This is a genomic window from Streptomyces sp. B1I3 (genome assembly GCF_030816615.1).
Classification (GTDB): domain Bacteria; phylum Actinomycetota; class Actinomycetes; order Streptomycetales; family Streptomycetaceae; genus Streptomyces.
The window spans coordinates 2,562,652-2,575,149 of sequence record NZ_JAUSYD010000001.1 but is presented as its reverse complement, the minus strand read 5'-3'; the positions used below and the strand labels follow the sequence as shown (position 1 = coordinate 2,575,149).

The 12,498-nt window shown below is 72.3% G+C and carries 10 protein-coding genes; all 10 read left to right on the top strand.

Annotated features, from left to right (window positions below; genetic code table 11):
* The first annotated feature begins 161 nt into the window (after positions 1-161).
* The 10 genes from gatC to QFZ58_RS11585 all read left to right on the top strand — a co-directional run bounded on the left by gatC (position 162) and on the right by QFZ58_RS11585 (position 12,472).
* Complete coding sequence (gene gatC / locus QFZ58_RS11630) at positions 162-458, top strand: Asp-tRNA(Asn)/Glu-tRNA(Gln) amidotransferase subunit GatC (protein WP_014048481.1); 297 nt, start codon at positions 162-164, stop codon at positions 456-458.
* A gap of 5 nt (positions 459-463) precedes the next feature.
* The gene (gatA, locus tag QFZ58_RS11625; protein ID WP_307124849.1) at positions 464-1,966 is read left to right on the top strand and encodes an Asp-tRNA(Asn)/Glu-tRNA(Gln) amidotransferase subunit GatA; all 1,503 of its coding nucleotides are present in this window, start codon (positions 464-466) and stop codon (positions 1,964-1,966) included.
* Complete coding sequence (locus QFZ58_RS11620) at positions 1,963-2,205, top strand: hypothetical protein (protein WP_136329351.1); 243 nt, start codon at positions 1,963-1,965, stop codon at positions 2,203-2,205. Before gatA ends, QFZ58_RS11620 begins: the two co-directional genes overlap by 4 nt.
* Positions 2,206-2,222: 17 nt before the next feature.
* The gene (gatB, locus tag QFZ58_RS11615; protein WP_307124848.1) at positions 2,223-3,731 is read left to right on the top strand and encodes an Asp-tRNA(Asn)/Glu-tRNA(Gln) amidotransferase subunit GatB; all 1,509 of its coding nucleotides are present in this window, start codon (positions 2,223-2,225) and stop codon (positions 3,729-3,731) included.
* A 186-nt stretch (positions 3,732-3,917) separates the two neighbouring features.
* Positions 3,918-5,156, top strand: coding sequence for an SLC13 family permease (locus QFZ58_RS11610; RefSeq protein WP_373428655.1), 1,239 nt, complete (start codon positions 3,918-3,920; stop codon positions 5,154-5,156).
* A gap of 137 nt (positions 5,157-5,293) precedes the next feature.
* A complete protein-coding gene (locus QFZ58_RS11605; RefSeq protein WP_307124847.1) occupies positions 5,294-7,402 on the top strand; it encodes a phosphocholine-specific phospholipase C in 2,109 nt (702 codons plus the stop codon).
* A 317-nt stretch (positions 7,403-7,719) separates the two neighbouring features.
* Entirely contained in the window at positions 7,720-8,271 is a 552-nt protein-coding gene (locus QFZ58_RS11600) for a GNAT family N-acetyltransferase (RefSeq protein ID WP_307124846.1), read from the top strand.
* A 64-nt stretch (positions 8,272-8,335) separates the two neighbouring features.
* Positions 8,336-8,995: a hypothetical protein gene (locus tag QFZ58_RS11595; RefSeq protein ID WP_307124845.1), complete on the top strand. Its 660-nt coding sequence runs from the start codon at positions 8,336-8,338 to the stop codon at positions 8,993-8,995.
* Between the two features lie 181 nt (positions 8,996-9,176).
* Entirely contained in the window at positions 9,177-9,362 is a 186-nt protein-coding gene (locus QFZ58_RS11590; protein ID WP_307124844.1) for a hypothetical protein, read from the top strand.
* A gap of 53 nt (positions 9,363-9,415) precedes the next feature.
* Positions 9,416-12,472, top strand: coding sequence for an AAA family ATPase (locus tag QFZ58_RS11585; RefSeq protein ID WP_307124843.1), 3,057 nt, complete (start codon positions 9,416-9,418; stop codon positions 12,470-12,472).
* Positions 12,473-12,498: the final 26 nt, after the last annotated feature.

Below are 12,498 nucleotides of genomic sequence, written 5' to 3'. Positions count from 1 at the left end.
GTACCGGGGACGCCTGCGGCCGTTTTGTCCTCAATCGCTGCACGGAGCCGACGCGGCCGGAGCCCGATTGCGGGGCGGTGGGCGGGGAAGCAGGCAGGGGAGGGGGCGGTGACCCCATAGGATTGGTCCAAAACCACACACCAACCCCTGAGGATCGCTGCATGCCTGGCATCACGCGCGAGGAGGTCGCCCACCTCGCCCGGCTGGCACGTCTGGAGCTGAAGGGCGAAGAGCTCGAGCACTTCGCCGGTCAGCTCGACGACATCATCGGCGCGGTCGCCCGCGTCTCCGAGGTCGCCGACCAAGACGTCCCGCCGACCTCCCACCCGCTGCCGCTGACCAATGTCATGCGGGCGGACGAGGTCCGTCCGTCGCTCACCCCCGCGCAGGCGCTCTCCGGCGCCCCGGCCCAGGAGCAGCAGCGTTTCAAGGTGCCGCAGATCCTGGGGGAGGACTAACCGCCATGACGGACATCAGCACCATCATCAAGCTCACCGCTGCCCAGATCGCCGCGAAGATCGCCTCCGGCGAGCTGACCGCCGTCGAGGTCACCGAGGCCCACCTGGCCCGGATCGAGGCCATCGACGAGAAGGTCCACGCCTTCCTGCACATCGACCGCGAGGGCGCGCTCGCCCAGGCCCGCGCCGTCGACGCCAAGCGCGAGGCCGGCGAGAAGCTCGGCCCGCTGGCCGGCGTCCCGCTCGCGCTCAAGGACATCTTCACCACGCAGGACATGCCGACCACCGTCGGCTCGAAGATCCTCGAGGGCTGGGTCCCGCCGTACGACGCGACCCTCACCAAGAAGCTGAAGGCGGCCGACGTCGTCATCCTCGGCAAGACCAACATGGACGAGTTCGCCATGGGGTCCTCCACCGAGAACAGCGCCTACGGCCCGACCGGCAACCCCTGGGACCTCACCCGTATCCCGGGCGGCTCCGGCGGCGGGTCCTCCGCCGCGCTCGCCTCCTTCGAGGCACCGCTGGCCATCGGTACGGACACCGGCGGATCCATCCGCCAGCCCGCGGCCGTCACCGGCACCGTCGGCGTCAAGCCCACCTACGGCGGGGTCTCCCGCTACGGCATGGTCGCCTTCTCGTCCTCCCTCGACCAGGGTGGCCCCTGCGCCCGTACGGTCCTGGACGCGGCGCTGCTGCACGAGGTCATCGGCGGACACGACCCGCTCGACTCGACGTCCATCGACGCCCCGGTCCCGCCGGTCGTCGAGGCGGCGCGCAACGGCTCCGTCCAGGGCATGCGCGTCGGCGTCGTCAAGCAGTTCTCCGGCGAGGGCTACCAGGCCGGGGTCGTCCAGCGGTTCAACGAGTCGGTCGAGCTGCTGAAGTCCCTCGGTGCCACGGTCGTCGAGCTGGACTGCCCGTCCTTCGACCTCGCCCTCTCGGCGTACTACCTGATCGCGCCGTCCGAGTGCTCCTCGAACCTGGCCCGCTTCGACGCCATGCGTTACGGCCTGCGGGTCGGCGACGACGGCACGCGGTCCGCGGAGGACGTCACCGCGCTCACCCGCGAGGCCGGTTTCGGCGACGAGGTCAAGCGCCGCATCATCCTCGGTACGTACGCGCTCAGCTCCGGCTACTACGACGCGTACTACGGTTCGGCGCAGAAGGTCCGCACCCTCATCACCCAGGACTTCGAGAAGGCGTTCGAGCAGGTGGACGTCATCGTCTCGCCGACGACGCCCACCACCGCCTTCCCGATCGGCGAGCGCGCCGACGACCCGATGGCGATGTACCTCGCGGACCTGTGCACCATTCCGACCAACCTCGCCGGCAACTCCGCCATGTCGCTGCCCTGCGGCCTGGCCCCGGAGGACGGCCTGCCGGTCGGGCTGCAGATCATCGCCCCCGCCATGAAGGACGACCGGCTCTACAAGGTCGGAGCCGCCGTCGAGGCCGCTTTCGTGGAAAAGTGGGGGCACCCGCTGCTTGAGGAGGCTCCGTCACTATGAGCGCAATGGCTAAGAAGGCCAAGAACTTCAAGAAGTCCAAGTCCGGCGTGTACGTGTCCCTGGGCACCACCGCCTTCGGCGCGCTCAGCGTCGTCAAGCAGGCGAGGATGGCCCGCCAGGACAACGACACGCTGCGGCTGATCGACGCCGCCGTATCCGCCGCCGCGATCGTGACCGGACTCGCGATCCTCTACCGCGAGCTCAAGCGTCTCGGCGACGACGACGTCCTGCTGGGCTGAGAGGGAAAGTTTTCATCGTGACTGTCATCGACCTGGAGTCGTACGAGGATGCCCTCGCGACGTACGACCCCGTCATGGGCCTCGAGGTCCATGTGGAGCTCGGCACCAAGACCAAGATGTTCTGCGGGTGCTCCACCGAGCTCAAGCAGGACGCGAACTCGCAGACCTGCCCGGTCTGCCTCGGGCTGCCGGGCGCGCTCCCGGTCGTCAACGAGATCGGCGTCGAGTCCGCCATCAAGATCGGCCTCGCGCTGAACTGCGAGATCGCCGAGTGGTGCCGCTTCGCCCGGAAGAACTACTTCTATCCGGACATGCCGAAGAACTTCCAGACCTCGCAGTACGACGAGCCGATCGCCTTCGACGGCTATCTGGACGTCCAGCTGGAGGACGGCGAGATCTTCCGCGTGCAGATCGAGCGCGCCCACATGGAGGAGGACACCGGCAAGTCGACGCACGTCGGCGGTGCCACCGGCCGCATCCACGGCGCCTCCCACTCGCTGCTCGACTACAACCGTGCGGGCATCCCGCTCATCGAGATCGTCACCAAGCCGATCGAGGGAGCCGGCACACGCGCCCCCGAGGTCGCCAAGGCGTACGTCGCCGAGCTCCGCGAGCTCATCAAGGCGCTCGGTGTCTCGGAAGCCCGGATGGAAATGGGCCAGATGCGCTGCGACGTCAACCTGTCGCTGCGCCCGCACGGCCGCGAGGCGTTCGGCACGCGCTCCGAGACGAAGAACGTCAACTCGCTGCGCTCCGTCGAGCGTGCCGCCCGCTTCGAGATCCAGCGTCACGCCGCGGTGCTGAACGCCGGCGGGACCATCGTGCAGGAGACCCGGCACTTCCACGAGGAGGACGGCTCCACCACGGCCGGCCGCATCAAGGACAACGCCGAGGACTACCGCTACTTCCCCGAGCCGGACCTCGTACCGGTCGCGCCGTCCCGCGAGTGGGTCGAGGAGCTCCGCAAGGGGCTTCCCGAGCTGCCCCGGCTGCGCCGCAAGCGGCTGAAGGAGGAGTGGGGTGTCAACGAGCACGACATGCAGTCCATCCTCAACGCGGGCGCGGTCGACCTGATCGTCGCCACGACCGACGCGGGCGCCCCCTCCGACCAGGCCCGCAAGTGGTGGATGGGCGAGCTCGCCCGCAACGCCAACGAGACCGGCCGCAGCCTCGACGAACTGCCGGTCACCCCGGCGCAGGTCGCCCGGGTGGCCGAGCTCGTCGCCTCCGGTGACCTCAACGACAAGCTGGCACGCCAGGTCCTCGAGGGTGTCCTCGCGGGCGAGGGCGACCCGGACACCGTGGTCGAGAAGCGCGGCCTGAAGGTCGTCTCCGACGAGGGCGCACTCGGTACGGCCGTCGACGAGGCGATCGCCGCCAACGCGGCCATCGCCGACAAGATCCGCGGCGGCAAGGTCGCCGCGGCCGGCGCGCTCGTCGGTGCCGTCATGAAGGCCACCCGTGGTCAGGCGGACGCGGCGCGCGTGCGCGAGCTGATCCTGGAGAAGCTCGGCGTCGAGGGCTGATCCTGCCAGGCCCTGGGGGCGGCGCATCCGTGATCCGGGTGCGCCGCCCCTTTTTCACCGTGTCACTCACTCGCACGGCTCTCGCCCCGCGCATCGCTTTCCCCGGCCCGCGCCGCTCTCACTCCCCATCCCGCCCCCACCACCTCTGCCGCTCCGGAGCCTCCGCTGAACACCGTCGCTGCCGGGATCCTCTCCGTCGCGCTGCTCCTCGCCGTGCTGGCGTTCGCCGTCGCACGCCCCCGAGGGTGGCCGGAGGCGGCGGTGGCGGTACCGGCCGCGGTCCTGGTCGTCCTGGCCGGTGCGGTGCCGTTCGACGAGGCCATGGCACAGATCGAGAGCCTGCTGCCGGTGGTCGGCTTTCTCGCCGCCATCCTGGTCCTGGCCCAGCTGTGCGCCGACGAGGGGCTCTTCGCGGCGGCCGGGGACCTGGTCGCACGGGCCTGCGGCGGCCGGACCGGGCCCCTGCTCGGCGGGGTCTTCGTCGTCGCCGCGGGGATCACCGCCGTGCTGAGCCTGGACGCCACGGTCGTCCTGCTGACCCCCGTCGTCCTCGCGACCGCCGTCCGCGTCGGCGCCCGCCCCCGGCCGCACGTCTACGCCTGTGCGCACCTGGCCAACTCGGCGTCCCTGCTGCTCCCGGTCTCCAACCTGACCAATCTGCTCGCGTTCGCCGCGAGCGGGCTCTCCTTCACCCGCTTCGCCGCGCTCATGGCCCTGCCCTGGCTGGCCGCCGTCACCGTCGAATACGTGATCTTCCGCCGGGTGTTCGCCGCCGACCTGGCGGCCGGGGCGCATCCGCCGGAGCCGGAGGAGAACCGGCCCGGCGTCCCGGTCTTCACGCTCGTCGTCCTCCTCCTGACCCTGACCGGCTTCGTGATCGCCTCCTTCGCGGGCGCCGAGCCGCTGTGGGCGGCGCTGGCCGGTGCCGCGGTGCTCGCGGTCCGGGCGCTGGGGCAGCGCAGGACGACGGTCAGGGGCGTGGTGCGATCGGCCAACCTGCTGTTCTGCCTCTTCGTGCTGGCCTTGGGCGTAGTGGTCAAGGCATTCGTCGACCATGGGCTGGGCACCGGCATCGGCGAACTCCTGCCGGACGGTTCCTCACTGCCCGAACTGCTGGCGGTGGCGGCGGTGGCCGCCGTGCTGGCCAACCTGATCAACAACCTGCCCGCCGTCCTCGCGCTGCTCCCGGTCGTCGCGGCGGCGGGCCCAGGACCACTGCTCGCCGCACTCATCGGGGTGAACATCGGCCCGAACCTCACGTACGTCGGCTCCCTGGCGACCCTGCTGTGGCGCCGCATCCTGCACGCCCACGGCACCGACGTCGAGCTCGGTGACTTCACCCGGCTCGGGCTGCTGACGGTCCCGGCGACGCTCGGGGTGTCGACGGTCGCGCTGTGGGGGGCCCTGCGCGTCATCGGGGTGTGACGAACGACCCGGCCGGGGGCTGCCCGAACTGCCCGTCACGGCCTGCCGGACGTTCACCGTCAGGCCCTACGGCGGTCTTCCCGCCGCCATCCGACGTGACTAGTTTCCCGCCGTAGGAACGGAACCGGGAGGCTCACTTGACCACGGACATGACACGGCGTCGGCTCTTCGCGCTCGGCGGCGGGGCGCTCGGGGCCGCGGCGGCGGGGTCGTTCCTGCCCCCGTCGCTCCAGGCCGCGATCGCCGCCCAGCCTGCCGCAGGGCCCGGCGGGGCGGGGCTGGACGCCATCGAGCACGTGGTGATCCTGATGCAGGAGAACCGCTCCTTCGACCACTACTTCGGTAGCCTGCGCGGGGTACGCGGCTTCGGCGACCGCAACGCGATCGAACTGCCCTCCGGGAGGCCGGTCTTCGCGCAGCCCGGGCCGGCGGGCAGCACCGTGCTGCCGTTCCCGGTGCGCGAGGCGGCGGAGAAGCAGCGGCAGGACCTGCAGTACATCGGGGCCCTCGACCACTCCTGGAGAGGTGGGGCCGAGGCCTGGGCCGGGGGCTGGATGAACGGCTGGGTCACCGCGAAGACGGCCGCGACCATGGCGTACTACGACCGCCGCGACATCCCGCTGCACTACGAACTCGCGGACACCTTCACCGTCTGCGACGCCTACCACTCCTCGATCCACTCCTCCACCAGCCCGAACCGCAACCACCTGTGGAGCGGCAGGACGGGGGACGAGCCAGGCGGCGGGCGGGCCGTGGGCAACGACGCGTACGACGAGGGCACTCACCCCGGATACGACTGGGGCACCTACGCGGAGCGGCTGGAGAAGGCCGGGCGGAGCTGGAGGACGTACACCGAGTGGGAGAACTTCACCGACAACCAGATCGAGTTCTTCACCACCTTCAAGGCCATCGCCCGCAAGGCGCTGGTGAGGACCGGCGGCCACACCTACATGGAGTCCTTCTACGCGACCGTGCGCGACGCGGAGGGGGCGGGTGAGCGGGAGCGGCTGCTGGGCCTGCTGGAGGAGGGCGTGGCCACGCTGACGGCGGCCGAGCGCAGCCTGTTCGAACGAGGGCTGCGCCGGGTCGAGTCGGGCACACTCGCCGACGAGTTCGCCAAGGACGTGGCGGCGGGGACGCTGCCCGAGGTCTCCTACCTGGTCCCCTCGGCGGTGGACTCCGAGCACCCGAGCGTCTCCTCGCCTGCGCACAGCGCGACGGTCGTCTACAAGGTCCTGGACGCCCTCGGCCGGCACCCCGACGTGTGGCGGCGCACCGTGGTCCTCATCAACTACGACGAGAACGACGGCTTCTTCGACCACGTCCCGCCGCCGGTCGCCCCCGCCGAGGTCACCGAGGAGCAGTGGGAGGGCAAGCCCACGGGGCTCGGGGTGCGGGTGCCCCTGCTGGTGGTCTCGCCGTGGACGGTCGGCGGGTACGTCTGTTCGGAGGTCTTCGACCACACCTCCGTGATCCGCCTCCTGGAGCGCTGGACCGGGGTGAAGGAGCCCAACATCGGCGACTGGCGACGCCAGGTCACCGGCGACCTCACCTCGGCCTTCGACTTCACCCGGGCACGGCGGCAGCCGGAGACGGAGCATCCCGCCGCGATCCCGCCGTTCGGCGGACGCTGGCAACCGGAGCCGCCTGCCGTCCAGCACATGCCCGCCCAGGAGCCGGGGACCCGCCCGGCCAGGCCCCTGCCCTACCAGCCGGACGCGCAGGCGAGGCGCGTGGGCGGAGAACTGCGGGTGGCCCTCCGCAACACCGGCCGGTCCTCCGCGCACTTCACGCTCTACCCCTACGCGAACGAGTTCCCCGCTCCGCAGCACCGGGACGTCCGGGGCACCGCGCAGTGGACGCTGCCGCTGACCGGCGAGGGGTACCGCTTCACCGTGACCGGGCCGAACGGCTTCCGGCGGGAGTTCGAAGGGGGCGTCGACGGCGGCGCCGAGCTCTTCTCCCGCATCGACGCCCACGAGCGCGACCTGCACCTGACGCTGCGGAACAACGGCAGGCGGTCGCTGACCTTCACCGTGCGCCCACTGGGGTACGCCGACGAGGACGACCTGCGGGGCTGGAGCCGGAGGATCACGGTGAAGCCGGGACGCAGCCGCACGGTCGTGCACTCGGCTGCCGACGCGCACGGCTGGTACGACCTCGCGGTGACGGCCGAGGGCGAGGCCTCCTTCCGGCGCCGGCTGATGGGACACATCGAGAACGGCAGGGCGAGCGTCTCGGGCTGACCCGGCCGGGGCGGCGGGGAGAGGGGAGCGACTGCGGGGCGCGAGGTGAGGCTTCCAGCAGTGTGACCATGGCCACGAAAGGGGCGAGGACCACAGCCGCCGGTCGGCGCAGTGAGCCTTCTCAGGCCATGACAGGCTCTCCGGAAGTCGCCCCGCCGGATTCCGGAGAAGTGTCCCGGCTGCCTGCTCCTGCTGCTGTCCTTCCCCATCGCACAGCCGGGCCGCCGGCAGCCCGTGCCACGATCCAGGGGGAGCGCACCGGCGACGCGGACCGGCCCGTCGCGCAACGCGTGCGCCTCCGCGAGGAGAAGAGCGCCATGTTCGCGATATCCCTGGGCGACGACGGGGCGCAGCTGCGCCCGCTGGAACCCTGGCAGGCGGCGGAGTTCCTCGCCCACATGGACCGGGCGCGCGGCCTCGTCGACCCCTGGATCCCCTTCGCAGCCGCCGCCACGGACCTCGACAGCGCCCGGGCGCTTCTGCGCAGGTACGCGGACAAACAGGCCGCGGACACCGGACGCATCCACGGGATCTGGCTCGACGGCACTCTCGTCGGTGGCGTCCTGTTCCGGGTGTTCGAGGCGGAGAGCGGCACCTGCGAGATCGGCGTCTGGCTGGAGCCGGCCGGGCAGGGCCGGGGTCTGGTCAACCGCGCGTCCCGCCGGCTGATCGACTGGGCCTTCGACGTGCGCGGCATGCGCCGCGTGGAGTGGAGGGCGTCCGCCGCCAACACCCGCAGCACCGCGGCGGCCGAGCGGCTCGGCATGACACGCGAGGGCGTGCTGCGCCAGGCGTACCTGCACCACGGCGTGCGGCACGACGAGGAGATCTGGGCCGTACTGGCCGAGGAGTGGCGCGCGCGGCGCTGAGACCGCACGCCGATCGGGGCCGGTCTTAAGGGGGTTCTCATACGGGGCCCCTAGCGTGCGACGCATGAAGACCACCCCCTCCACGACCTCTCCCGCCACCGACGACGCCACCGCAGACGTCACCGAGGAGCCCACCGAGAACGTCACCAAGGACGCGACCGAGGACAAGAGGACGGTGACGGACGCGCACGCCGCACCGCGCTCGACCAAGGCCACCGACGCCCCGGGCGCGGTAGCCCCGCAGGACGACGCCACCGAGGGCGACGCCACCGAGGACGAGGACCTGGGGCCGGACCCCTACGACGAGGCCGAGGCCGCGGCCTCCACCGGGTCCGGCTCGGGCGCGGCGGCCGTCGTCGCCGCCGGCCTCGGCATCGTGTCCCTCTCCGGGGCCTGGACCGGCCGGGTCGCGGCCGAGCGCGAAACCCTGATCGGGCAGATCAAGACATCGGGCGGCGGCAGCGCGGCCCAGCAGATCTCCGAGATCTACGGCGACGCCTGGCACAGCACCGCTCTCGTCAACGGCCTCTTCGCCCTGCTGGCCCTGCTGATCGGAGTCCTCGTCCTGGTACGGCCCGCGTTCGGTGCCCCCGCCGGGCGCCCGCGGCCCGGCTGGATCCGCTCCGTCGCCCTGGCCGGCGTCGCGCTCGGTGTGCTCGGTGTGCTGATCTCCGCGGGCATGTACCTCGACCTCATCGTCTCCCTCCCCAACGCAGGCGGCTGAGGCCTGAGGCCTGAGGCCCTAAGGCCTGAGGCCCTAAGGCATCCGCCGACCGGGCCTAAGGCCCTCACGCCGCAGAGAATGCGGCACACGCCTGATGCGGCGGCACCCTCTGGCGGACGAGAGTCGGAGTCACGGCAAGGAGCCGTGGCCCCGACCGGGGCCGGCCATCAGGGAGAAGACCGTGTACCACTACGAACTGCACCAGCTCAACGTCGCCGAACTCATCCGCCGGGCCGACCACGAGCGCACCGTCCGCGAGGCGCTGGTCACCCGCCGGGCCGTCCGCCGCGCCGCCCGCCTCGCCGGACGCGACGACACGGAGGGGCGGGTGAGCGGGCGCCGGGACCGTTTCACGCGCGCCGCGTAGCGGTGTACCCGCGTCCTGCGGCGGCCACCACCACGGTGTCGCACCCGTATGCGATGCTCGGCGCTGTGGAGACCAACACCGTCAGCCCCGTCTTCGTCGGCCGAGCCGGTGAACTGGCCGTACTGACAGACGCTCTCGTCCGCGCGTGTTCCGGGGAACCGCAGGCGCTGCTCATCGGTGGTGAGGCGGGGGTCGGCAAGACCCGGCTGGTCGAGGAGTTCCTCACGGCGGCCTGCCGGCGCGAGGCCGTCGTGGCGGTCGGCGGTTGCGTGGAGATCGGGGCGGACGGCCTGCCCTATGCCCCGTTCTCCACGGCGCTCCGCGCCCTGCGCCGCACGCTGCCCGAGGAGTTCGCCGAGGCGCTGGCGGGCCAGGAGGGCGAACTTGCCCGGCTGCTGCCCGAACTGGGCGAGGCCGGCCGGGCGCCGGGCGACGAGCACGGCACAGCGCGCCTCTTCGAACTGGCGGCCCGGTTGCTGGAACGCGTCTGCGCCGCCCGTACCCTCGTCCTCGTCCTGGAGGACCTGCACTGGGCCGACGCCTCCACACGCAACCTGCTCGCCTATCTCTTCCGTACGCTGCGCAGTGGCCGGCTCGTCGTGATCGGTACGTACCGCGCCGACGACGTCCACCGCCGCCATCCCCTGCGCCCGCTCCTCGCCGAGCTGGACCGGCTCCGCACGGTCCGGCGCGTCGAGCTCGACCGGTTCAGCCGGGCGGAGGTCGGCCGTCAGCTCACCGGCATCCTCGCCGCCACCCCCGAGGCCGCCCTGGTCGACGACATCTTCGACCGCTCGGACGGCAACGCCTTCTTCGTCGAGGAGCTCGCCCGCAGCGTGGAGTGCTGCGGCGACAGCTCCGGGCTCTCCGACTCGCTGCGCGACCTCCTCCTCGTACGCGTCGAGGCGCTGCCGGAGGACGCCCAGCGGATCGCCCGGGTCGTCGCCGAGGGCGGTTCCACCGTCGAGCACCGGCTGCTGGCAGCCGTCGCCGGCCTGGCCGAGGACGAACTCGACGCCGCGCTACGGGTCGCCGTCGGCGCCAACCTGCTGCTTCCCGCGCCGGACTCCGAGGGGTACCGCTTCCGGCACTCCCTGGTCCGCGAGGCCGTCAGCGACGACCTGCTGCCCGGCGAACGCACCCGCCTCAACCGCCGCTACGCCGAAGCGCTGGAGGCGGACCCCTCCCTCGTCCGCACCGACGAGAGCGCGGCACGGCTGGCGAGCTACTGGTACGCCGCGCACGACGCGGCGCGGGCGCTGCCCGCCGTGCTCCGGGCAGCCGTCGAGGCCCGCCGGCGTTACGCCTACACCGAGCAACTGCGGCTGCTGGAGCGGGCCATGGAGCTCTGGGACGACGTACCACAGGACGTGCGCGCCACGCTGCGGCCCCTCGACTACGCCGAGGCCTACCCGGGCTGCGGTTGCGAGTCGGACATGCCACCGCTGGGCTACCTCGACCTGATGGCCGAGGCCACGGTCGCCGCACGCGTCGGCGGCGACCGCGAACGGGCCCTGGCCATCGCCAAGAAGGCCCTGCGCGTCCTGGACACGAACACGGACCCGCTGCGCGCCGCGTGGTTCTGGGTGCAGCGCTCCCTCCTGACGCAGAACCTGTCCCGGGGTGACGGATGGCATGAACTGGCCACCGCCCAGGAGCTCGTGCGCGGTATGGCCCCCTCCGCCGTGCACGCCGACGTCCTGGCCAACGTCGCGAGCTGGGGCGCCCTGCACCGGCCCGGACCCGATTCGCTCGCCGCGGCCGACCGGGCCGTGGAGTACGCCCAGCTCGTCGGCGACGAGCACATCGAGCTGCACGCCCGGCTCACCCGTGGCTGGCTCACCATCGACGCGGGCGGGGTCGAGGAGGGCCTGGCCGAGATGTACGCCGTCCGCGACCGCGCCGAAGAGCTGCACCTGGTGGGAGTGATGGGCCGGGCCGGCATCAATCTGCCCTCCTCGCTCGAATCCACGGGCCGGTCCCTGGCAGCGGTGGCCGCCGCCGAGCACGGCGTCGCGATATGCCAGGCCCACGGCCTGCCCGACTCCGGGGCGTGGGTCCGGGCCAACCTGGCGCAGTCGTACTTCTCCCTGGGACGCTGGAACGAGGCCCGTGCGGCCCTCGACGCCGCAGTTCCGCTGTCGCGCTCCCGCAAGACCGACGGGCTGCTCGCCTCACGTCGCGCCGAACTCGCCCTCGCGCGCGGTGACATCGCCGAGGCGGAGGAGCAGCTGGCCCTCAACCGACGTCTCCTGGGCCTGCACGACCCGCAGCCCCAGCACCTGATCAACCCGGTCCGGCACACCATGGCCATCGCCGCCCAGCAGGGCCGGCTCGCCGAGGCGCGGGCCGCGTTCGAAGCGCTGTCCGACGAGGGCTTCCCGCCCGGCACGCAGCGTTACGCCCTGCCGCTGCTGCACATGGCGGCCGCGATCGAGGCCGACGCGCGGGGTCTGCCCGCCATGGATGCCGGGCGGCCGGCGATCCTGGCGCGGATCCGCGGACACCTGAAGCGGCTGCCGATGCTCGTCCCCGTATGGGCGGCCCACGGTGTGCTGGTCGAGGCGGAACTGGCCCGGGCCGAGGGTGCGGACACCCCGGACGACTGGTCCCGGGCCGCCGAGGCCTTCGCCCCGCTCGAGCGCCCCTACGAGCTGGCTGTGATCCGGCACCGCTGGGCGGAGGCGGTCCTCACCGGCACCGGCGACAGGGGCCCGGCGGCGTCACTCCTGCGCGCGGCGCACGCGGTGGCCGAGCGGATCGGGGCCCGGCCGCTCGTGGAGAGCCTCGAACTGCTGGCGGGGCGCGCCCGGATCGAGCTCACCGAGGCCGCCGCAGGCGACGGCCGGGCCACATCCGAGGGGCCCGGAGCCGCCGCACCGGCCCCGGGGGTGGACGCGGCCGAGTCGTTCGGCCTGACGTCACGGGAACGCGAGGTGCACCGGCTGGTCGCCGCCGGCTACACCAACCGGAGGATCGCGGAGGAGCTGTACATCTCGCCCAAGACCGCGAGCGTGCACGTCTCCAACATCCTGGGCAAGCTGAACGTCTCCAGCCGGGGCGAGGCGGCAGCGCTCGCCCACCGCTTCCGGCTGTACCCGGTGGGCTGAGAGCGGGGAAGCTCACCCCGGCCGGG